Source organism: Paraburkholderia sp. CNPSo 3274 (assembly GCF_024206475.1).
Classification (GTDB): Bacteria; Pseudomonadota; Gammaproteobacteria; order Burkholderiales; family Burkholderiaceae; genus Paraburkholderia.
The window spans coordinates 145,909-168,407 of record NZ_JAMBPR010000008.1; the positions used below are offsets into that span (position 1 = coordinate 145,909).

The window sequence follows — 22,499 nt, forward strand, 5'->3', positions numbered from 1 at the left end:
TCTCCGTATTGTTACGCGGCGTCGGGCCGGATCGGCCCCTCGCCTGATTCAATCTCCGAACCCGCAGGCGCTGCGCCCTCCCGCGCCGGCGCCGCGCGGTTCGCCTGACCCGCCTTGACCTGCTTCGCCGGCAAGCGCAGCACCGCACGGGTGCCGCGCGCGCGGCGTGTACGCATGCCGCTGCCGGTTGCGGCGCCAGCCGACGTCTCGTCGCCCGCGCCGCTCACTTCGCCCGACGCGCTGCCGGGCGGCGTGACGTCGTTGAGCTCGATCGAGCCGCCAAGCCGCGCCGCCGACGAAAACGCCAGATACAGCCCGACGCCGTGACCGCCCTGGGTGCTGTCCACGGGCGCGGCGCCCAGCGAAGCGCGCAGCGATGACGGAATGCCGGACCCCGCATCGCAAACTTCGAAATCGACGTACCCGGCTCGCGCGGCCGCATAGGCGCGCAGCGTCACGAAATCGCGGCTGGCACGCGCGGCGTTATCGAGCAGGATGGTGAGGATCTGGCCAACGGCGACGGTGTCGTCGAGGGCGAAATCGCTCGTTCCATTGTCGAGGAGTTCGAACTTCACATGCGGATGGCGCAAGCGCCATTGCTCGACGAACGGCCCGAGCCATTCGCTCACGGCCTCGCGGGCGCCAGTGGACGATGCGCGGCTCCTCAGCCGTGCGAGCGCCGAGGTGCAAAGCGAGATCTGCTTGTCGAGCAGTTCGAGGTCCGCGAAATACGGTGCGAGGCCCTTGTCCGTGCGCGCGACGTCGCGAAGTTCCTCGGTGAGCATGGCAATGGTCGAGAGCGGCGTGCCGATCTCGTGCGCCACCGTGGCGGCCTGTACGCCCAGCGCCACGGCCCGCTCGTCGCGCAACAGGCGCTGCTGCGCGTCGCCGAGCGCGGTGTCGCGCTGACGCAGCGCGCGCGACATCCGCGCGACGAACCACACGATCAGGCACACGCTCACCATGAAGTTCACCCACATGCCCGCGCGATAGTAGTCGAACAGGTTGGCGGGATTGTCGAGATTGAGCGGAACGTTGTCGAAGCCGAGCAGCACGTAACAGGCCACCGCGAAGGCCGCGAGCCAGGCGGTGAGATACCACGGCAGCACGGCGGCCGCGATGGCGAGCGAGGGCAGGTAGAGCGAAACGAACGGATTGGTCGTGCCGCCGGAAAGAAAGAGCAGCGCAGAAAGCGCGCCGAGATCGACCCAGAGCTGGCCGAACAATTCGAGATTCGACTCGGGACGATCCTGCGTGACGCGCAGCCAGGTCACGCCGTTAAACGCCACTTCCATGGCGATCACGAACAGCATGGCGGGCAGCGGCAACTGCACGCCGATGAAGAGCTGCACGAACGCGATCGTGCAGAGCTGGCCGATGATGGCGAGACTGCGCAGCCAGAACAGATGGCTGAGATTGACGCGAGCACTGACGGTTATGCGATGCATGCTGTCAGTTTACCGGTTAAGACTTGTCTGATTCATCATCTTGAAAGGGTTTGCTTCAATCTATGTCATCCGCCGACCACATTTGCTTCGGCGCTTTCTGACAAGCAAGACGGAATAATGCAGACCTCGCACCCTGACGTACTCCAACCCGTGCGCAATCTCTTTCTCGATTTCATCGACGCGGTGGCCGCCGGTGGAACCGCCAGGGCGACCGATGCGTCCGCACACGAATTGCTGGCCGCCACGCACGCCGCGCTACGCGGCTTCGACGACGACACGCTCATGCTCATCGCCACTCGCGCACAGGATAGCGCCCTGGCGGAAGAAGCCGTGCGCCTGAGCGCCGCGATCGCCCGGCTCGCACCGGAGCGGGCCGCCGCGTGGTTCGCAGCCGGCCTCGCGCTGCAGTTTGCAAACCGTCACGCCGAAGCGGTAGAACCTTACCGTCACGCGCTGGCAATCGCGCGTACGTTTCCAAATCTGCGCAACAATCTTGCTACAGCATTGATGCAGATCAATTTTGGAGACCGCGAGATTCTGCCGCTGCTCGAAGAAACGGTCGCCGAAGAGCCCGACAACGTCAACGCCTGGATCAACCTTGCCCGCGTGTTCCCAACCGATGCCGACGCGGCGCGTCCACTCCGCGCAAGCCGCCGCGCGCTCGAACTCGCGCCGCAAAGCCCGCTCGTCCTGAACAACTATGCGATGGTCTGCAAGGAAACGCAGCAGTGGAACGAAGTTGAACGCGCCGCGCGCGCCGGCTGCCAGTATGCGCCCAACGACGCATCGCTACGCTTGAACCTGTCGATGACCCAGCTTCTGCGGGGTAACTTTGCCGAAGGCTGGCCCGGACACGAGATGCGCTGGAAGGGGTCGAGCGAGCTGGCTGCGGGCCGCCCGGTGTTCCCGAAGCCCGAGTGGCGAGGCGAGCCGCTCGCGGGTCGCACATTGCTGGTATGGGGCGAACAGGGCATGGGCGACCTGCTGCAATTCTGCCGCTACGTGCCCATGCTCGCCGAGCGCGTGCATCGCGAAGGCGGCCGGCTCGTCTGGAATTCGTTTCCGCAGATCGGCGCGCTGCTCGCGCGCAGCCTGGGCAGCCATTGCGACCTGTACTGCGCGGGTGGCCCCGTCGAAAACTTGCCGCCCTACGATTGCGAAGTCTCGCTGTTGAGCTTGCCACTCATATTCGGCACTGAGGAAGCGACGATCCCGGGCCCCACGGGTTATCTCAAGGCCGATCCCGCGGCGGCGGCGCACTGGCGCGCGCGCCTCGCGGGCGAAAAGCGCCTGAAGGTCGGGCTCGCGTGGACGGGCAGCCTCACGCACAAACGCAATCCGTTTCGTCGCGTCGGGCTCGAGCGGTATGCCCGGCATCTCGTCGGCATCGAGGGCGTGGCGTTTTACTCGCTGCAGCCCGGCGCGGAGCAGGACATCGCCGCGGCGCGCGAAACGGGCTTCGAGGTGACCGACTTCAGCGCGCAGTGGAAGACCTTCGACGACACGGCCGCGTTCGTCGACTCGCTCGACCTGGTGATTTCCGTGTGCACATCGAGCGCACACCTTGCGGGCGCGCTCGGCAAGCGCGCCTGGGTGCTGCTGGACGTGAATCCGCATTGGGTCTGGCTGCTGGATCGGCGAGACAGTCCGTGGTATCCGAATACCCGCCTGTACCGTCAAAAGACGTTCAGACAGTGGCAGCCCGTGCTCGACGAAGTGAGCGCCGATCTCGCGGCGCTCACGCACGATGCGCAACGCAGCGCGCAAGTCACGGCATAGCGCTCCCGCCCTTCGGCGCGGCTGCCGGAGCCGCCGCCGCCGCGAGGCATCCGGGGCAGAGGCAGCGCCCGCGCGGGTCCAGCTCGCTCGCGGGCAAGGCGGGCAGCGACTTGCACCAGCAATCGAAGGGTTCGGTGTTCCTGCCGCAGTCGAAGCTGTTGCCGCAGCGCGGGCAGCGGGCGCTTTTCATGCCGGTGGCGGACACGGCGGAGGCGGTCATGGCGCGCACTCCTCTCGAAGCCATGGGTTGGCGACAAGGAGATGATGCCACAGCCCGCGCGTGCGCCCTTCGGCAGGCTTTTCACGCCCGCCTTTCCCTGCCGATTTCGCCCCGTTTTACGGTGCTGCGGTGCGCTCGCGCCCGTGTTGCGCATGTGCCTCGCCGAGCGTCCGATGGGCGTCGTTTTCCCCGCCGTTTTCCCTGCTGCACCGCGCCAGTCCTGTACAATCCGGCCTGTTTCGACCGTTTTACGGCCGCGTTTTTCGTCCGCGGATCTTCGTCCGCGAGTTTCGTCCGTTTTTCGTCCAGTCTCCGCCGCCATGTCCGAGCCTATCGACCTTTCGCAGATCGCCCCCACCCTGAAAGCCGAAATTCTTGCCGAAGCGCTGCCTTACATTCGCCAGTACCACGGCAAGACCGTCGTCATCAAGTACGGCGGCAATGCCATGACCGAAGAGCGGCTCAAGCAGGGCTTCGCGCGCGACGTCATCCTGCTCAAGCTCGTGGGCATCAATCCGGTCATCGTGCACGGCGGCGGCCCGCAGATCGATACGGCGCTCAAGAAGATCGGCAAGCAAGGCACGTTCATCCAGGGCATGCGCGTGACCGATGAAGAAACCATGGAAGTCGTCGAGTGGGTGCTCGGCGGCGAGGTGCAGCAGGACATCGTCACGCTCATCAATCACTTCGGCGGCCACGCGGTCGGCCTGACCGGCAAGGACGGCGGCCTGATCCACGCCCGCAAGCTGATGATGCCGGACCGCGACAACCCCGGTCAGTACGTCGACATCGGCCAGGTGGGCGAAGTTGAGGCGATCAACCCGGCGGTCGTGAAGGCGCTCCAGGAGGACGCGTTCATTCCGGTGATCTCGCCGATCGGCTTCGGCGAAGACGGCCTCTCGTACAACATCAACGCCGACCTCGTGGCGGGCAAGCTCGCCGTGGTGCTCAACGCCGAAAAGCTCGTGATGATGACGAACATCCCCGGCGTGATGGACAAGGCGGGCAATCTGCTCACCGACCTCTCGGCGCGCGAGATCGACGCGCTCTTCGAAGACGGCACGATCTCGGGCGGCATGCTGCCGAAGATCTCGTCGGCACTCGACGCGGCCAAGAGCGGCGTGCGCTCGGTGCACATCATCGACGGCCGCATCGAGCACTCCGTGCTACTGGAAATTCTGACCGAACAGCCGTTCGGCACGATGATCCGCTCGCACTAAGCCCCTTCCTCGCGGCGGCGGCGCCGTGCCGCCGCCGCGTCTCACGTCCGCGATGACCGACTCCAGCCTTCATGCCAGGCGTGCCCGGCGCCGGCCGTGCCGCGTCGCCCGCACCTTGCGCGGCCCGAGCTATGGCGCCCCCGTCTGGCTCTTCGATCTCGACAACACGCTGCACAACGCGTCGCGCGCGATCTTCCCGGCCATCAATGCCGGAATGACGCAGTACATCATCGACGCGCTCGGCGTGAGCCGCGACGAAGCCAATCACCTGCGCACGAGCTACACGCACCGCTACGGCGCGACGCTGCTCGGCCTCACGCGCCATCATCCGATCGACCCGCACGACTTCCTCAAGGTCGTGCACACCTTCGACGACCTGCATGGCATGCTGCACGCCGAGCGCGGCCTCGCCCGCACGCTCGCGGCCCTCCCCGGACGCAAGATCGTTCTCACCAACGGCCCCGAGGACTATGCGCACGCGGTGCTCGCGGCGCTCGGCATCGAGCGGCTCTTCGAACGCGTGATCGCCATCGAAGGCATGCGCTCGCGCAGCCACTGGCGCGCCAAGCCCGACTGCGCGATGCTGCGCGGCACGCTGCGCCGGGCGGGCGTGGCGCTCGCCGATGCGATCCTGATCGAAGACACGCGCAGCCATCTCAAGCGCTACCGGCGCCTCGGCATCCGCACCGTATGGATCACCGGGCATTTGCCAGCGCACCTGCCGGCCACTGGCAGGCCTCACTATGTCGATCGTCGCATTCGTTCGCTAAAATCCCTGAAACCAGGCCTGCAGTCGGGACGCTCGAAGTAAAACGGGGGAGCGGACACCCAGAGGCCAACGCCAGGGACGATATCCATGCAGCCGACAGAAACGCGTGAAGCAGTCGAAGCAGCAGATTCGCCGGGCGCGGCCCGCCGCGCCCCCCGCCCGAAACCGGGCGAACGCCGTATCCACATTCTCCAGACGCTCGCCACCATGCTGGAGGCGCCGCGCGGCGAAAAAATCACCACCGCGGCGCTGGCCGCGCGCCTGGGGGTTTCCGAGGCCGCGCTGTATCGCCATTTCGCGAGCAAGGCCCAGATGTACGAGGGCCTGATCGATTTCATCGAGCAGACGCTCTTCGGGCTCATCAACCAGATCGTCGAAAAAGAGCCGAGCGGCGTCCTGCAAGCGCGTGCGATCGCCCTGATGCTCGTCAACTTCTCCACACGCAACGCAGGCATGACCCGCGTACTGACCTGCGAAGCCCTTGTGGGCGAGCATGAGCGCCTCGCCGAGCGCGTGAACCAGATGCTCGATCGCGTCGAGGCGTCGCTGCGCCAGTGCCTGCGCGTCGACCTCGCGCAGGAGGCCGAGCGCAAAGCGATTTCGGGGTCTGACCATGTCGGCGCGAAGCCTGCCTCCAAGGGATACGATCCAACGGTCCGTGCGAATCTGGTCGTGCGCTATGTGATCGGTTGCTGGCATCGCTATGCGCAAAGCGGTTTCACTCGTTCGCCGAGCGAGCACGCCGACGAGCAAATCCGCATCATTCTTCAATAGCGCGGCCGCGCGGCGTTTTTCCGTGGCGGCTGCTCGCATCGCTACAAGGAGAACCGCCGCATGAACCGTCCCGTTCCTCCTCTCGGCCTGCCGCCCATCCTGATGGGCCTCTCCGCCCATTGGGGCTGGCTCGTCGCGCGAGGCATCGCCGCGATCATCTTCGGCGTGCTCGCCTTCTCGCTGCCCGGCCTCACCGTGCTCACGCTCGCCATCGTCTGGGGCGCGTACGCCATCGTCGACGGCGCGTTCGCGCTCTTCTACGGTGCGCGCGGCGGCGGCACGCGGCGCTGGACCTACGTCATCATCGGTCTGATCGGCGTGATCGCCGGCCTCGTGGCGTTCTTCTGGCCCGGCGAGACCGCCATCGTCCTCGTGATGATCATCGGTGTGTGGGCGTTCTTCACGGGCATCTTCGAGATCGTCTACGCGATCCAGTACCGGCACGCCATCGCGCATCCGTGGGCGGTCGGCATTTCGGGGCTCCTCTCGGCCACGGTGGGCTTTTTCTTCGCGATGTTCCCCGGCGCGGGCGCGCTCTCGCTGGTCTGGGTGATCGCCGCCTATGCGGTCCTCTACGGCCTCTTGATGATCATCGCGGCCTTGCAGCTGCGGCGCTGGCGCAACGCTCATCCGTCCGCGCCGAGGAAGTGATAAGGCTTCGCAGCCTCGCGCGGTGCGCGGGCACGTGAAGCGACGGTGCAAATGCGCCGGGCGGCACCGGGCCGCCTTTCCCGTGCGCCGCGTCGCTTTGCACTTTTTCCGATATACTCTGCGTTCCTTTTGCAATACCCACGCGCCGATTTGCTGACTCGATTGCGGGCGCGTGAACTCCCAAGGCCCGGGCCCTGGAGTTCGATATAAATGCGGCTAAAGAGGTCGTCAGCTGCGCCAATCCTTTCGCACTCCGCGCCCGCCGACACCGTTTAGCCGCCCGAAAAACCAAGGCGGAACGAATGGAATCGATCGGCATCGTCGCTCCTCAAACACTGCATTTCGACGAGCCCCTGCAACTGCAGAACGGCACGGCGCTGGCCGGGTACGACCTCGTGGTCGAAACCTACGGCACACTCAACGCCGCGCGCAGCAATGCGGTGCTCGTCTGTCACGCGCTCAATGCATCGCACCACGTGGCGGGCGTCTACGAGGGCGACCCCAAAAATGTGGGCTGGTGGGACAACATGGTCGGCCCGGGCAAGCCACTCGACACCAACCGCTTCTTCGTGATCGGCGTGAACAATCTCGGCTCGTGCTTCGGCTCGACCGGCCCGATGAGCATCGACCCGGCCACAGGCCAGCCCTATGGCGCGAAGTTTCCGGTCGTGACCGTCGAGGACTGGGTGGACGCCCAGGCACGCGTGGCCGATCGCTTCGGCATCGAGAAGTTCGCCGCGGTGATGGGCGGCAGCCTTGGCGGCATGCAAGCGCTTGCATGGAGCCTGCGCTATCCGGATCGCCTCGGCCACTGCATCGTGGTCGCCTCCACGCCCAAGCTCTCGGCGCAGAACATCGCGTTCAACGAGGTAGCGCGCTCGGCCATCCTCTCGGATCCCGACTTCCATGGCGGCGACTACTACGCCCACAACGTGAAGCCGCGCCGCGGCCTGCGCGTGGCGCGGATGATCGGCCATATCACCTATCTCTCCGACGACGACATGGCCGAAAAATTCGGCCGGGCGCTGCGCCGTGCGGAAGGCGCCGAGAACGAATACAACTTCAACTTCGACGTGGAATTCGAAGTGGAGTCGTACTTGCGCTATCAAGGCGACAAGTTCGCCGACTACTTCGACGCCAACACCTACCTGCTGATCACGCGCGCGCTCGATTACTTCGATCCCGCCAAGGCGTATGACGGCGACCTCACTCGCGCACTCGCGCACACGAAGGCGAAATATCTCGTGGCGAGCTTCGCGACCGACTGGCGTTTCGCGCCCGCGCGCTCGCGCGAACTCGTGAAGGCGCTGCTCGATCACAAGCGCCAGGTGACCTACGCGGAAATCGACGCGCCGCATGGCCACGACGCCTTCCTGCTCGACGACGCGCGCTATCACAATGTGGTGCGCGCTTACTACGAACGTATTGCTGCTGAGGTGGGCGCATGAACCAGAGCGCTTTCGACAGTCTTTCCGCCCGTCCCGACTTTCGCACCATCGCGCGCTGGATCGAACCGCGCGCGAAGGTGCTCGACCTCGGCTGCGGCGACGGCTCGCTGCTCTCGCTCCTCACCGAAGAACTGGAGTGCACGGGCTACGGCATCGAGATCAACGACGCGGGCGTGCTGGCCTCGGTGAAGAACGGCATCAACGTGATCCAGCAGAATCTGGAAGACGGCCTGCGCCTGTTCGAGGACGCGAGCTTCGACTTCGCGATCCTCTCGCAAACGCTGCAGACCATTCACCAGACGGCCGCGATCCTGCGCGAGACGGCGCGCGTGGGCAAGGAGTGCATCGTCTCGTTTCCGAACTTCGGCTACTGGCCGCACCGGCTTTCGGTGCTGCGCGGGCGCATGCCGGTTTCGAAGTCGCTGCCCTACCAGTGGCATAACACGCCGAACGTGCGTGTTCTCACTGTGAAGGACTTCGAGGCGCTCGCGCCCGAGGTGGGCATCGAAATTCTCGACCGCGCCGTGCTCCATGGGGGTCAGACCGTTCGATGGGGTGTGAACTGGCGTGGTAGTCTTGCGGTCTATCGCGTGAGAAAAAAATGACGCCGTGCGCGGCGTCGCGTGTTTTTCTGCCCGACCGGTTCATCTGGAACCGCACCAAACACCGCCGCCGCTAACGACGACATGCAGAATCCGCCCCACGAGGCACCCGCTCTTACCGCTCACGAATCCCACCCCGGCTGGCGTGCGTATCTGAATACGCACATGCTGATCTGCGTGTTCCTCGGCTTTACCTCCGGGCTTCCGCTCTTCACGCTCGTCTATCTGGTGCAGGCGTGGCTGCGCTCGGAGGGCGTCAATCTCAAGGAGATCGGCCTCTTCGCGCTGATCCAGTTCCCGTACACCTGGAAGTTCGTCTGGGCGCCGCTCATGGACCGCTACGTGCCGCGCCTGCCCGGCTGGCGCCCGGGGCGTCGGCGTGGCTGGATGCTCGTCACGCAAATTCTCGTGGCGCTCGCCATCGGCACGCTCGGCTACGTATCGCCGAAAGATTCGATCTGGACCGTGGCCGCGCTCACCGCGCTGGTGGCGTTCTTCGGCGCGAGCCAGGACATCTCCATCGACGCCTACCGGCGCGAACTGCTCACCGACACGCAGCAGGGCCTCGGCAACGCCGTGCACGTGAACGCATACAAGATCGCGGCGCTCGTGCCGGGATCGCTCGCCTTGATCCTCTCCGACCACCTGCCGTGGAGCACCGTGTTCGTCGTGACGGCGGTATTCATGATCCCCGGCATGATCATGACGCTCGTCGTGAAAGAGCCCGAAGTGCATGGCGCGCCGCCCAGGAACCTGCGCGAAGCGATCGTGCAGCCGTTCGCCGAATTCGTGCGCCGCGACGGTCTCGCCGCGGCGCTGTTTGTGCTCGCCTTCATCTTCCTCTACAAGCTCGGCGACACGATGGCGACTACCCTGTCCACATCGTTCTTCCTCGACATCGGCTACTCGCGCACCGAGATCGGCGTGATCGCCAAGATGACGGCCTTCGGCGCGAGTCTCGCCGGCGGCATCGTCGGCGGCGTGGCGCTCGTGAAGATCGGCATTGGGCGCGGGCTGTGGATCTTCGGTTTCCTGCAGATGATTTCGACGCTCGGCTTCGCGTGGCTCGCACAGCTCGGCGCGGGCTCGACATCGCTCGCCGCCATCTACGATGCGGCGCTCGCCGTGAGCCACGCGGTTTCGTGGGCAGCAGGTCTCTTCGGCGCCAACGTGCAATTCACGCTCGACCCGCGCGCCGTTGCGCTCGCGCTCGTGTACGGCTTCGAAACCTTCGCAACGGGACTCACGCTCGCCGCGTTCACTGCCTATATTGCAAGCACGACGGACCCGCGCTACACCGCCACGCAGTTCGCACTCTTCACGAGCCTCGCCTCCGTGCCGCGCACACTGGCCTCCGCCGCGAGCGGCTACGTGGTCGCGAAGATCGGCTGGTTCGACTATTTCATCGTCTGCACGGTGCTCGCGGTACCGGGTATGCTCCTGCTCATTCGTATTGCCCCGTGGAGAGTCCGGTCGTGAGCACGCATGAGACCGTCGCGCAAAGCCCGCGTGCGCCGCAGCGCAGCGGCGAGCGCGCTCGTGCGCTCGTGCTGGCTCTTGCCGCGGCGTTGCCGGGTCTTTCCGCATGGAATGCCTGGGGTGCCGAGAATCCGGCCGCCACGAACGCGCCAGCGGCCGTGCCGGGCAACCCTGTCACGCCGCCAGCAGCCAGCGCCGCGAGCGGAAGCAATGCCGCAATAAACCCAACGAATAACGCGAACGGCACAGCAAACAGTGGCGCGAACGCGAGCGCCTCGCCGGGCAACCTCGCCCCCGGTGCGCCGAACACGGGCCGCGTGGTGCGCTTCGGCAATGCCGCCGTGTACCGCAATCTGATTCCTTCGCCGATGCTCGAAGCGCAGGCCACTGCCGAGTTCAATGAGATCGTGCGCGGCGCGGCCCATTCGAACCGCCTCTATGCCGAAAGCGATCCGCACGTGCAGCGCGTGCGGGCTTTCGTCGACCGGCTCGCGCCTTACTCGTTGAAGTGGAGCGATCGCGTCAAGAACTGGAAGTGGGAAGTGGCGGTGATCCGCTCGAACGACATCCGCATGTACGCCCTGCCGGGCGGCAAGATCGTCGTGTATGGCGGCTTGCTCGACCGCGTGAAGCTCAACGACAACGAGTTCGGCATGCTGCTCGGCCACGAGATCGCGCATGCGGTACGCGAGCACGTGCGCGAGCGCCTTGGCGAACAACAGGCCGCGCAGATCGAATCGGGCACCGTGCCGCAGCTATTCGGGCTCGCGGATCTCGGCGTGTTTCCGCTGGGCATCGGCTCACAGCTCGTGGAGATGCATTACGGCCGCGCCGACGAAACCGAAGCCGACGTGATCGGCAGCGATATCGCCTCGCGCGCGGGCTTCGATCCGCGCGCGGCGCTCACGCTCTGGGACAAACTCGCCGTGGCGACGCGCGCCGACCGCGACCAGGGCTTCATCTACGTGCATCCGTACACGCCGGCGCGGCGCGCCGATATCGCCAAACGCCTCGCCGACATGATGCCGCTCTACGCAAAGGCGATCGGCAAGCCGCTCGACGAGTTGCCCGACTACCAGGGCATCCCGGCCGTGCAGAAGCGCAAGGTGGTGTCGGCGCCCTGAAAGCGGCTTCGCAGCGCGCCAGGGTGAGCGTCAGCTCTTGACCTTGTAGTCGTAGTCGATGGTCAGTGGCGCGTGGTCGCTGAACTTGATGTCCTTAAAGATCGACGTCTTTTTCGCCTTGTGCGCAATGCCGGGCGTCGCGATCTGATAGTCGATACGCCACCCCACGTTCTTCGCATACGCCTGACCGCGATTGCTCCACCACGTGTATTGCTCGGGGCGCGGGTCGAGCGTGCGGAACACGTCCACGTAGCCCACGTCGTCGAAGAGGTTCGTGAGCCATGCGCGCTCTTCGGGCAGGCAGCCGGAGTTCTTCTGGTTGCCCTTCCAGTTCTTGATGTCGATTTCCTTGTGGACGATGTTCACGTCGCCGCACACGATCACTTCGCGCTCACGCTTGAGTTCCGCGAGATGCGGCATGAATTCGTCCATGAAGCGGTACTTCGCGGCCTGACGCTCGTCGCCGCTCGAACCCGAGGGCACGTACACCGAAATCACCGAGAGATTGCCGTAGCGCGTTTCCACATAGCGCCCTTCCGGGTCGAACTCCTCGCTGCCAAAGCCGATGATGACTTGGTCGGGCTCGTGGCGCGAATAGACGCCCGCGCCGCTATAGCCCTTCTTCACCGCATGCTGAAAGTAGCCCGTGAAGTCATGCGGCGCGAGGAATTCGGGCGTCATGTCGTCCTGCGAGCACTTGATTTCCTGCACGCAGAGCACGTCGGCCTTCTGTTCGCCGAACCATTCGAAAAAGCCCTTCTTCGCCGCCGAGCGGATGCCGTTCAGATTCGCGGTGATCACACGCAACATGTCTTCTTTCCTCTTGATTGTGCGTTGCCTCGCACGGCGCGCCGAAACGGAACTGCGCTGCGCCGCGCGAGGGAATACGGTCGGTCTCAGTCGATCTTGAGACCCTTGAGTTCGGCCTTGGCCGGCGGATATTCGAGCTTCAGACTTTCCATCAGGCGCAGCAGCAGCTCGCCCACCATGACGTTACGGTGCGACTTCGAATTCGCGGGAATCACGAACCACGGCGCGTATTCCGTAGAAGTGGCCGCGAGCGCGTCATGGTACGCGGCCTGATAGGCGTCCCAATGCTTGCGCGCTTCGAGATCCGATACGTCGAATTTCCAGTGCTTGGTGGGGTCGTCGATGCGCGCCTGGATGCGGCTTCGCTGCTCGTCCTTCGAGATATGCAGCATGCACTTGATAATCGACGTGCCGCTCTGCTCGAGCAGCGCCTCGAAATCGCGGATCTGGCGATAGCGTCGCTCGCATTCGGCCGAGTCGATCTGGCCAATCACGCGCGGCACGAGCACGTCCTCGTAGTGGCTGCGGTTGAAGATCGCAAGCTCCCCCGCCGCGGGCACCTGCAGGTGCACGCGCCAGAGAAAGTCGCGCGCAGCCTCGATGGACGTGGGCGCGCGAAACGGCACAATGCGCAGGCCGAGCGGATCGACCTCGTGAAACACACCACGGATCGTGCCGTCCTTGCCGCTCGTGTCCATGCCCTGCAGCACGAGCAGCACGCGATGGTCGCGCTGCGCGTGCAGACGCTCCTGCAACACGTCGAGCTTGTTGCCGATTTCGGCGAGGCGGTCGCGGTCGCCGTCCTTGCTGCCGCTCGAAAACGGCTTCGCGGCGGGGTCGAGCGCGCTGAGCGAGAACGTCTCCGTCTTCTTGTCGCTGAAGTACGGTACGCGGTAGTCGTCGAGACTCGGGACCTTGGACATGCGTTGTTCTCCTCTCTTTCGTGAATACAGATGGCTTCACGCCGTTGGACCCGTCTGAAGCGGCAAGGCGGCGCCGCACTGCTACGCACGACGCCGCCTCGCAAGCATGCCCGAATCAGGCCGGCACTTCACCCAAACTCGCCCAAACTCAGCCCAGCTTCTTCTTCAGCAGTTCGTTGACCTGCTGCGGGTTCGCCTTGCCCTTCGTGGCCTTCATGGCCTGGCCGATCAGCGCGTTGAACGCCTTTTCCTTGCCAGCGCGGAATTCTTCCACCGACTTCGGGTTCGCGGCGAGCACCTCGTCGATGATCGCTTCGAGCGCGCCGGTGTCCGAGATCTGCTTGAGGCCCTTCGCTTCGATGATGCGGTCGGCAGCGTCGTCGCCCGCGGCCTTCTCGTCCCACATCGCCTGGAACACTTCCTTGGCGATCTTGTTCGAGATCGTGCCGTCGGCGATGCGCGCGAGCAGCACGGCGAACTGCGCGGCCGAGACCGGCGAGGCGGCGATGTCGAGGCCTTCGCGGTTGAGCTGCGACGAGACCTCGCCCATCAGCCAGTTGGCGGCGGCCTTGGCTTGCGCCGCGCCCGCCTTCGCCACGACAGCTTCGAAGTAAGCCGCCATCGCCTTCGAAGACGTGAGCACGTTCGCGCCATACGGCGTCACGCCGTACTGCTCGACAAAGCGCGTTTGCATCGTCGCGGGCAGCTCGGGCAGCTCGCCCTTCACGCGCTCGACCCATGCGGCATCGATCACGAGCGGCATGAGGTCGGGGTCGGGGAAATAACGGTAATCGTGCGCGTCTTCCTTGCTGCGCATCGAACGCGTCTCGCGCTTGTCCGGGTCGTAGAGACGCGTTTCCTGCACCACCGTGCCGCCGTCTTCGATCAGCTCGATCTGGCGGCGCACTTCATACTGGATAGCCTCTTCGAGGAAGCGGAACGAGTTCAGGTTCTTGATCTCGGCGCGCGTGCCGAATTCCTTCTGGCCGACCGGACGCACAGAGACGTTCGCGTCGCAGCGGAACGAGCCTTCCTGCATGTTGCCGTCGCAAATGCCGAGCCACACGACGAGCGTGTGCAGCGACTTCGCGTACGCAACCGCTTCGGCGGCGCTGCGCATTTCGGGTTCCGTGACGATTTCGAGCAGCGGCGTGCCGGCGCGGTTCAGGTCGATGCCCGTCATGCCCGCGAAGTCTTCGTGCAGCGACTTGCCTGCATCTTCTTCGAGGTGCGCGCGCGTGAGGTTGACGGTCTTCTCGTACGCTTCCTTGCCGGCCTTTTCGTTGGCCGGAACCTGGATCGTGATACTCCCACCCTGCACGACCGGAATTTCGTACTGGCTGATCTGATAGCCCTTCGGCAGATCCGGGTAGAAGTAGTTCTTGCGCGCGAAGATGCTGCGCGGCGCGATCGTCGAGCCGATCGCGAGACCGAACTGGATCGCGCGCTCAACGGCGCCGCGATTCATCACCGGCAGCACGCCCGGCAGCGCGAGATCGACGGGGCACGCCTGCGAGTTGGGCGCGGCGCCGAACTGCGTCGATGCGCCGGAGAAGATCTTCGACGCCGTCGACAATTGCGCGTGCGTTTCGAGACCGATAACGACTTCCCATTGTGTTGCCATGTTCATGCCTCCCGCCGAGCCGCCTCAAGGGAGGCATGCGCCCCCCCGGGGGGCAACGAACGAAGTGAGTGTGGGGCCCCATTAGAGACCTCCGCCGGCGCCTTGCGATGCCAGTCGGTCGCGCGCTGGAAAGCGTCGGCGACCTGCAGCATGCGGGCCTCGTTGAAATAGTTGCCGACGATCTGCAGACCGACGGGTCGCTGCGCGTTCGCCCCCGCGCCGAAGCCGCACGGCACGCTCATGCCGGGCAGGCCCGCGAGACTCGTGGAAAGCGTGTAGATGTCCGCGAGGTACATCTGCAGCGGATCGTCGCCCTTGGCGCCGAGGTCCCATGCCACGCTCGGGGCGACCGGCCCCATGATCACGTCGCACTGCTTGAACGCTTCCTGGAAATCTTGCGCAATGATGCGGCGAATTTTCTGCGCCTGCAGGTAGTACGCGTCGTAGTAGCCATGCGAAAGCACGTAGGTGCCCACCAGAATGCGGCGTTTCACCTCAGGGCCGAAGCCCTCGGCGCGCGACTTCTTGTACATGTCGAGCAGATCGCGGTATTCGGCTGCACGGTGGCCGAAGCGCACGCCGTCGAAGCGCGAGAGGTTCGACGAGGCTTCCGCCGGGGCGATCACGTAATACACGGGAATCGACAGCTCGGTTTTCGGCAGCGTGACTTCCACGAGCGTGGCGCCCAGCGACTCGTACGTCTTCAGCGCGGCGTCGATGGCGGCGCGCACGTCGTCGGCAAGGCCCGCGCCGAAATATTCCTTCGGCAGGCCGATGCGCAGGCCCGCGAGCGGCTTGTCGGCGCTGGCGTCCTGGCTCCACGTCTGGCCGATAAAGCGCGTGTAGTCCTCGTGCGCGTGCGTGAGGCTGGTCGAGTCGCGCTCGTCGAAGCCGCCCATGGCATTCAGGAGCAGCGCGCAATCGGTGGCGCTGTGCGCGAACGGGCCGCCCTGGTCGAGCGACGAGGCGAACGCGATCATGCCGTAGCGCGACACGCGGCCGTAGGTCGGCTTGATGCCCGTGACACCCGTGAACGACGCCGGCTGGCGAATCGAGCCACCCGTGTCGGTGCCGGTGGCGGCGGGCGCGAGGCGCGCGGCGACAGCCGCGGCGGAGCCGCCCGACGAGCCGCCCGGTACGGCCTTCGTGTCCCACGGGTTCTTCACGGCGCCGAAATGCGAGTTCTCGTTGGACGAGCCCATCGCGAATTCGTCCATGTTGGTCTTGCCGAGGCAGACCATGCCCGCGCGCTCGAGCCGCTCGACCACGGTCGCGTCGAACGGGCTCACATAGTTTGCAAGCATTTTCGAGCCGGCGGTCGAACGCCAGCCGCGCGTGACGAACACGTCCTTGTGCGCGAGCGGAATGCCCGCGAGCGGGCCCGCGTGGCCCGAGTGCAGGAGCGCGTCGGCGGCCTTCGCCTGGGCGAGCGTCAATTCGGGATTGACGTCGACGAAAGCGTTCAGGTCTTGATGCGCATCAATCCGGCCCAAAAAGTGCTGGGCCAGCTCGACTGCGGAGCACTCCTTCGCAGCCAGCGCGGCGCGCAGTTCGGTCAAGCTTTTGTCATGCATTGCGTGATTCCTGGAAGAACGTCACGGCGTGGTCGAAATCAGATCGTTGCGCCGTCCGAAAGCGGCTCGATCGACGTTGGCAAACGTGTAGGCCACTTCTCGGAAAACCCCGGAAAACTCGGGAGTCCGTGCCTTTTCGAACTGTTCCGACGACTCGAAAGGTTTCGAAAATGGCGAAAAAATGCTGCGCGCTTACTCAATCACGCGCGGTACGAGGTAAAGTCCGTCCTGCACCGCGGGCGCGGGACGTTGCAGCGCTTCACGGTCGACGATTTCGGTCACGGCATCCTCGCGCAGACGCAGCGCGACGTCCTCGATCTGCTCGATCGGGTGGGCGAGCGGGGCAATGCCGGTCGTGTCCACGGCCTGCATCTGCTCGACGAGGCCGAAGAAGTCGTTCAGGCGTTCGAGCGTATTGCCGGCTTCGGCGTCGGCCAGTTCGAGGCGCGCAAGATGCGCGATGCGCTTCACATCGTTCAGGGTCAGGGCCATGCGGTCACCGGAAAAAGAGGCTGCGGCAGCGCGGAAATTCGGTGCTGCAACAGCGGTTTATCGCGCCGGATCCGGCTCTGGAGGAAAGCTTCGACGAGGTCAAAAACTGCCTTCCGGATCCTGCAAAACAGGCAAAATTATAAGGTATCATTACGCGTTCGACCCAAACCCGGACCGCCTTGCATCCGCCTTTCAGTTCTGTACGCAGCACAATGCGGCCAGACAAGATCAAACGGGCGGTGCAGCGAGGCTGCCTCCGGTAACCATCCCCGCAGTCTCAGGCCCCCTCGTGGCGCCCCTTGCGACGCCCTCCGCCGTATTTTGGAGTGCTCTCGCGGCGGAGCATGTCGCCCTGAGGCTGTTAATTTTTCCGCTGCCGCCCTCGCCCACGAAGCTGGAAGGACGGCCACAAGCGAGACAGGATTTTTGAATGTTCGGTTTTCTGCGTAGCTACTTCTCCAACGACCTGGCGATCGACCTCGGCACCGCCAACACCTTGATTTACATGCGCGGCAAGGGCATCGTCCTCGACGAACCCTCGGTCGTCTCCATTCGCCAGGAAGGCGGCCCGAACGGCAAGAAGACGATTCAGGCAGTCGGCAAGGAAGCCAAGCAGATGCTGGGCAAGGTCCCGGGCAACATCGAAGCCATCCGCCCGATGAAGGACGGCGTGATCGCCGACTTCACCGTCACCGAGCAGATGATCAAGCAGTTCATCAAGACGGCGCACGAGTCGCGCATGTTCTCGCCGTCGCCGCGCATCATCATCTGCGTGCCGTGCGGTTCGACCCAGGTCGAGCGCCGCGCGATCAAGGAAGCCGCGCACGGCGCGGGCGCCTCGCAGGTCTACCTCATCGAAGAACCGATGGCCGCCGCGATCGGCGCGGGCCTGCCGGTTTCGGAAGCTACCGGCTCGATGGTCGTCGACATCGGCGGCGGCACGACCGAAGTGGGCGTGATCTCGCTCGGCGGCATCGTCTACAAGGGCTCGGTGCGCGTGGGCGGCGACAAGTTCGACGAAGCGATCGTCAACTACATCCGCCGCAACTACGGCATGCTGATCGGCGAACAAACCGCCGAAGCCATCAAGAAGGAAATCGGCTCGGCCTTCCCGGGTTCCGAAGTCAAGGAAATGGAAGTGAAGGGCCGCAACCTGTCGGAAGGCATTCCGCGCAGCTTCACCATTTCGAGCAACGAAATTCTCGAAGCGCTCACCGACCCGCTTAACCAGATCGTCTCGTCGGTGAAGATCGCGCTCGAACAAACGCCGCCGGAACTGGGCGCCGACATCGCCGAGCGCGGCATGATGCTCACGGGCGGCGGCGCGCTGCTGCGCGACCTGGACCGCCTGCTCGCCGAAGAAACCGGTCTGCCGGTGCTCGTGGCCGAAGACCCGCTCACCTGCGTGGTGCGCGGCTCGGGCATGGCGCTCGAGCGCATGGACAAGCTTGGCAGCATCTTCTCGTACGAGTAAGCGCGCCGCGCACCGCTGCGCTCGCCCGCGGCGCGGTTTCGGCCTCGCCGCGCCACTGATGGCGTGGCGGCACGCGCGCCGCCACGGCGCCCGCAACGGGGCGTCCTTCGGGGCGCCGAAGTTTCACACTTCGTTGTGCCCTCCGTTACACCCTCTGTTTCACCGAACCGCACACGCCCCCGGCGCCGACCATGGAATACAGTCCGCCGCCCCTCTTTAGACAGGGCCCATCGGCACTCGCACGGCTGATCTTCTTCGTCGTGCTGTCGCTCGCGCTCCTCGTCTCCGATGCGCGTTTCAAGACGCTCGAAGTCGTGCGCGGCGTGCTCGGCGCAGGCCTCTACCCGCTGCAACGCGCGGCCCTCGTGCCGCGTGACTTCTTTATGGGCGCCGCCGATCTGGCCGTGACGAGTTCCACGCTGCGCACCGAAAACACCCAGCTGCACGCGCGCAATCTCCAGCTTTCGCAGCAGGCCAACGCGGCCGCTTCGCTCGCAGCCGAAAACGCGCACCTGCGCGCGCTTCTGCAGCTCTCACAGCGCATCGGCGCGCAAACCACGCCGGCGGACATCCAGTACGACACGCGCGACCCGTTCACGCAGAAGGTCGTGATCGGCGGCGGCTCGCAGCAGGGTATCCAGAACGGCTCGCCGGTATTGAGCGAGGACGGCGTGATCGGCCAGGTCACGCGCGTGTTCCCCATGCAGTCCGAAGTCACGCTCGTCACTGACAAAGACCAGGCCGTGCCGGTCGAAGTCGTGCGCACGGGTCTTCGCAGCGTGATCTACGGTACGGCGAAGGGCGACCTGCTCGATTTGCGCTTCGTGCCGATCAGCGCCGATCTGCAAGTCGGCGACGAACTCGTGACGAGCGGACTCGACGGCATCTATCCACAAGGACTGCCGGTCGCGAAGGTGTTGCGTGTGGACAAGCAGGCCGACACCGCGTTCGCACGCGTGGTCTGCCTGCCGCTCGCCGCCGTGCGCGGGGCGCGCCAGGTGCTCGTGCTGCACTATGTCCCGCAGGTGCCGCCCAACCCGATCGCCGCCGAAGAAGCCGCCGCAGCCGCCGAGGCGAAGGACGCGAAGAAGAAGCCCGCCAAGGCCGCGGACAAGAAGGGCGACAAAAAAGCCGACGACGCGAAGGCGAAACCCGCCGCCGCTGCATCGGCCGCGACGCCTGCCCCGGCGCAGCAGGCGAAGCCGGCAGCGAACGCAGCCGCAGCGGACACCAAGCCGGCGCAGAAAAAGCAGCCCGAGAGAAGGCCCAAGGAGAGCCTGCGGGAAGAGGCAGCGAAGGCCGTTGAGCAAGGGGGCCACTGATGCCGCGTCCGCAATACATTCTCCAGCCGGTCAATCCGTACTTCATCGTTTTCAGCCTTGCGGCGGCGTTCCTGCTGAACCTGCTGCCCTGGGGCAAGCAGCCCGGCGTGCCCGACTTCGTCGCGCTCGTGCTGCTGTTCTGGAACATTCACCAGCCGCGCAAGGTCGGCATGGGCGTCGCGTTCTTCCTCGGGCTCCTCATGGACGTCCACAACGCGAACCTGCTCGGCGAGCACGCGCTCGCGTACACGCTGCTTTCGTATGGCGCGATCACCATTCACCGCCGCGTGCTGTGGATGTCGATCGGCTTGCAGATGTTCGCCGTCACGCCCATGCTGGTCGGCGCGCAGGTCGTGCCGTTCGTGATCCGCCTGCTGATGGGCGCTTCGTTTCCTGGCTGGGGTTACCTCATCAGCGGCTTCGTCGAGGCCATTCTCTGGCCGATCGCGAGCGTGCTGCTGCTCCTGCCGCAGCGCCGCCCCGTCGATCCCGACGACACCCGGCCCATTTGAGCGGCGCGCCGCGCGCCGCTGGAAGACTCGCTTGACTACCTCTTACGCACCCCGGCCCGCCGTTCCTCGCGATTGGAACAGCGGGGCCTGGGTCTGACAGCATGACCGAATTCAAGGACACCCAGCAGCAGCTCACGAAGTTCCGCCTGCGCGTCGCGGCGGCGGGGCTGTTCGTGTTCGTCTGCTTCGGGCTGATCGCGTTCCGCTTCCTCTATCTGCAGGTCTGGAACCACAGCAAGTACTCGCTGCAGGCGGACGAAAACCGCATTTCCGTCGCGCCGATCGTGCCGAACCGCGGCATCATCACCGACCGCAACGGCGTCGTGCTCGCGAAGAACTACTCGGCGTACACGCTCGAAATCACGCCCTCGAAGCTCACCGACACGCTCGACGACACGATCGACCAGCTCTCGACCGTGATTCCGATCGATGCGCGCGACCGCCGCCGCTTCAAGAAGCTGCTCGAAGACTCGAAGAACTTCGAGAGCCTGCCGATCCGCACGCGCCTCACCGACGACGAAGTCGCGCGCTTCACCGCCCAGCGCTTCCGTTTCCCCGGCGTGGAAGTGCGCGCGCGGCTATTCCGCCAGTATCCGCTCGGGCCCACGGCCGCGCACGTGATCGGCTATATCGGCCGGATTTCACAGCGCGACCAGGAGCGCATCGACGACCTCTCCGACAAGAACGACAGCGATCCCGAGCACTACGACCCGCGTCTGGACGCGAACAACTACAACGGCACCGACTACATCGGCAAGATCGGCGTCGAGCAAAGTTACGAAACCGAGCTGCACGGCCTGACCGGCTTCGAGGAAGTGGAAGTGACGGCGGGCGGCCGCCCCGTGCGCACGCTCTCGCGCACCCAGGCCACGCCCGGCAACAACCTCGTGCTCTCGATCGACATCGGCCTGCAGCAGGTGGCCGAGCAGGCATTCGCGGGCAAGCGCGGCGCGCTCGTCGCGATCGAGCCTTCCACGGGCGACGTTCTTGCGTTCGTCTCGGCGCCGAGCTTCGACCCGAATTCGTTCGTGGATGGCATCGACCAGCAGACCTGGGACGAGCTCAACAACTCGCCCGATCACCCGCTGCTGAACCGACCGCTGCACGGCACCTACCCACCGGGCTCGACCTACAAGCCGTTCATGGCGCTCGCCGCGCTCACGCTGCACAAGCGCACGCCGCAGTGGGGCTTCTCTGACCCCGGCTACTACATGTTCGGCGGCCATCGCTTCAACAACGACGTGCGCTCGGGCCAGGGCTGGATCGACATGAACCGCGCGATCATGGTGTCGAACGACACCTACTTCTTCATGCTCGCGCACGACCTGGGTGTGGACAACATCGCGAACTTCATGAAGCCGCTCGGCTTCGGCCAGCTCACCGGCATCGACATCGCGGGCGAGGCGCGCGGCATCCTGCCCTCCACCGAATGGAAGCGCAAGGCGTACCGCAAGCCCGAGCAGCAGCGTTGGTACGAGGGCGAGACGGTCAGCCTGGGTATTGGCCAGGGCTACAACTCGTTCACGATCCTGCAGCTCGCGCACGCCACGGCCACGCTCGCCGACAACGGCATCCTGATGAAGCCCCACCTCGTGAAGGAGATCGAGAACCCGATCACGAAGCAGGAGCGCCTCACGGTGCCGAGCGAAAGCGGGCGCCTGAACGTGAGTCAGGCCGATATCGACGTGGTGAAGCGCGGCATGGAAAACGTGACGATGAATCCCTCGGGCACGGCCTACCAGGTGTTCCGCAACGCGCCGTACACCTCGGCGGGCAAGACCGGCACGGCGCAGGTCTTCTCGCTGCAGGGCGGCAAGTACAAGGCGCATGCGCTCGCCGAAAATCTGCGCGACCACGCGCTCTTCATCGCGTTCGCGCCAGCCGAGAAGCCGCAGATCGCCGTCGCGCTGATCGTCGAAAACGGCGGCTGGGGCGCGCAGGCCGCGGGCCCGATCGCTCGGCGCGTGCTTGATTACTACCTCGTCGATCGCCTGAAGCCGGGCGTCGCGCAGGCGGCCGTGAGCGCGGCAGCTTCGGCCACGGAGGACGCGTCCGCGCCCGTGATCGGCGCGCCGCCCGAGGCGGCGTCGGGCGCGGCCTCGGGCACGCCCGCCACGCCCGCCACACCCGTCATACCCGCCGCGCAGCCTGTGAGGGTCGCCGCCGGCTTCACGGCGCTGCCGATTCCCGGCGCGGCATCTGCGGCCGAGGCGGATTCGGCTGCGGCGGCGGCTTCGCAAGCCTCGGGCGCAGA

Annotated in this window: 20 protein-coding genes; 13 read left to right on the forward strand and 7 right to left on the reverse strand. The window is 65.4% G+C overall.

Annotation, left to right across the window (positions count from 1 at the left end; translation table 11 throughout):
* Positions 1–11: 11 nt before the first annotated feature.
* Positions 12–1,448, reverse strand: coding sequence for an ATP-binding protein (locus tag M3I54_RS07770; RefSeq protein WP_254334414.1), 1,437 nt, complete (start codon positions 1,446–1,448; stop codon positions 12–14).
* A 117-nt stretch (positions 1,449–1,565) separates the two neighbouring features.
* Between M3I54_RS07770 and M3I54_RS07775 the strand changes: the two genes are divergently transcribed.
* A complete protein-coding gene (locus M3I54_RS07775; RefSeq protein ID WP_254334416.1) occupies positions 1,566–3,227 on the forward strand; it encodes a hypothetical protein in 1,662 nt (553 codons plus the stop codon).
* Here M3I54_RS07775 and M3I54_RS07780 read toward each other — a convergent pair.
* Entirely contained in the window at positions 3,217–3,447 is a 231-nt protein-coding gene (locus M3I54_RS07780; protein ID WP_254334418.1) for a cysteine-rich CWC family protein, read from the reverse strand. The two genes, M3I54_RS07775 and M3I54_RS07780, sit on opposite strands and share 11 nt — an antisense overlap.
* Before the next feature lie 320 nt (positions 3,448–3,767).
* Between M3I54_RS07780 and argB the strand changes: the two genes are divergently transcribed.
* The 8 genes from argB to M3I54_RS07820 all read left to right on the forward strand — a co-directional run bounded on the left by argB (position 3,768) and on the right by M3I54_RS07820 (position 11,514).
* Positions 3,768–4,667, forward strand: coding sequence for an acetylglutamate kinase (gene argB / locus M3I54_RS07785; protein WP_254334420.1), 900 nt, complete (start codon positions 3,768–3,770; stop codon positions 4,665–4,667).
* 52 nt (positions 4,668–4,719) lie between these two features.
* Positions 4,720–5,478, forward strand: coding sequence for a pyrimidine 5'-nucleotidase (locus M3I54_RS07790; RefSeq protein ID WP_254334423.1), 759 nt, complete (start codon positions 4,720–4,722; stop codon positions 5,476–5,478).
* A gap of 45 nt (positions 5,479–5,523) precedes the next feature.
* Entirely contained in the window at positions 5,524–6,210 is a 687-nt protein-coding gene (slmA, locus tag M3I54_RS07795; RefSeq protein WP_254334425.1) for a nucleoid occlusion factor SlmA, read from the forward strand.
* Between the two features lie 60 nt (positions 6,211–6,270).
* Positions 6,271–6,861 carry an HdeD family acid-resistance protein gene (locus M3I54_RS07800; protein ID WP_254334427.1) on the forward strand — a complete coding sequence of 197 codons (591 nt, stop codon included), beginning with the start codon at positions 6,271–6,273 and terminating at the stop codon, positions 6,859–6,861.
* A gap of 302 nt (positions 6,862–7,163) precedes the next feature.
* A complete protein-coding gene (locus M3I54_RS07805; protein WP_254334430.1) occupies positions 7,164–8,309 on the forward strand; it encodes a homoserine O-acetyltransferase in 1,146 nt (381 codons plus the stop codon).
* Positions 8,306–8,914, forward strand: a complete 609-nt coding sequence (gene metW / locus M3I54_RS07810; protein ID WP_112170109.1) for a methionine biosynthesis protein MetW — start codon at positions 8,306–8,308, stop codon at positions 8,912–8,914. Before M3I54_RS07805 ends, metW begins: the two co-directional genes overlap by 4 nt.
* Before the next feature lie 81 nt (positions 8,915–8,995).
* Complete coding sequence (locus M3I54_RS07815) at positions 8,996–10,390, forward strand: AmpG family muropeptide MFS transporter (RefSeq protein WP_254334432.1); 1,395 nt, start codon at positions 8,996–8,998, stop codon at positions 10,388–10,390.
* Positions 10,387–11,514, forward strand: coding sequence for a M48 family metallopeptidase (locus tag M3I54_RS07820; RefSeq protein ID WP_254334434.1), 1,128 nt, complete (start codon positions 10,387–10,389; stop codon positions 11,512–11,514). The genes M3I54_RS07815 and M3I54_RS07820 overlap by 4 nt, the downstream gene beginning before the upstream one ends.
* A 30-nt stretch (positions 11,515–11,544) precedes the next feature.
* Here the strand turns inward: M3I54_RS07820 and M3I54_RS07825 are convergent, their stop codons facing one another.
* The 5 genes from M3I54_RS07825 to gatC all read right to left on the reverse strand — a co-directional run bounded on the left by M3I54_RS07825 (position 11,545) and on the right by gatC (position 16,937).
* Complete coding sequence (locus M3I54_RS07825; RefSeq protein WP_254334436.1) at positions 11,545–12,324, reverse strand: exodeoxyribonuclease III; 780 nt, start codon at positions 12,322–12,324, stop codon at positions 11,545–11,547.
* Between the two features lie 86 nt (positions 12,325–12,410).
* Complete coding sequence (locus M3I54_RS07830) at positions 12,411–13,247, reverse strand: PPK2 family polyphosphate kinase (RefSeq protein ID WP_254334438.1); 837 nt, start codon at positions 13,245–13,247, stop codon at positions 12,411–12,413.
* A 148-nt stretch (positions 13,248–13,395) separates the two neighbouring features.
* Entirely contained in the window at positions 13,396–14,871 is a 1,476-nt protein-coding gene (gene gatB, locus M3I54_RS07835) for an Asp-tRNA(Asn)/Glu-tRNA(Gln) amidotransferase subunit GatB (RefSeq protein WP_254334440.1), read from the reverse strand.
* 2 nt (positions 14,872–14,873) lie between these two features.
* Positions 14,874–16,445 (reverse strand): Asp-tRNA(Asn)/Glu-tRNA(Gln) amidotransferase subunit GatA, encoded by a 1,572-nt coding sequence (gatA, locus tag M3I54_RS07840; protein WP_254334442.1) that lies wholly within the window; start codon positions 16,443–16,445, stop codon positions 14,874–14,876.
* Positions 16,446–16,637: 192 nt separating this feature from the next.
* On the reverse strand, positions 16,638–16,937 hold the full coding sequence (gatC, locus tag M3I54_RS07845; RefSeq protein WP_028203206.1) for an Asp-tRNA(Asn)/Glu-tRNA(Gln) amidotransferase subunit GatC: 300 nt from the start codon (positions 16,935–16,937) through the stop codon (positions 16,638–16,640).
* 430 nt (positions 16,938–17,367) lie between these two features.
* On the opposite strand from gatC, the gene M3I54_RS07850 reads away from it, so the two are divergent.
* The 4 genes from M3I54_RS07850 to mrdA form a co-directional block, all read left to right on the forward strand.
* Positions 17,368–18,411, forward strand: coding sequence for a rod shape-determining protein (locus M3I54_RS07850; protein WP_004189550.1), 1,044 nt, complete (start codon positions 17,368–17,370; stop codon positions 18,409–18,411).
* A 191-nt stretch (positions 18,412–18,602) separates the two neighbouring features.
* The gene (gene mreC, locus M3I54_RS07855; RefSeq protein ID WP_254334444.1) at positions 18,603–19,733 is read left to right on the forward strand and encodes a rod shape-determining protein MreC; all 1,131 of its coding nucleotides are present in this window, start codon (positions 18,603–18,605) and stop codon (positions 19,731–19,733) included.
* Positions 19,733–20,245, forward strand: coding sequence for a rod shape-determining protein MreD (gene mreD, locus M3I54_RS07860; RefSeq protein WP_254334446.1), 513 nt, complete (start codon positions 19,733–19,735; stop codon positions 20,243–20,245). Before mreC ends, mreD begins: the two co-directional genes overlap by 1 nt.
* A 101-nt stretch (positions 20,246–20,346) precedes the next feature.
* The coding region (gene mrdA, locus M3I54_RS07865; protein WP_254334448.1) for a penicillin-binding protein 2 at positions 20,347–22,499 on the forward strand (2,153 nt) is incomplete at its 3' end.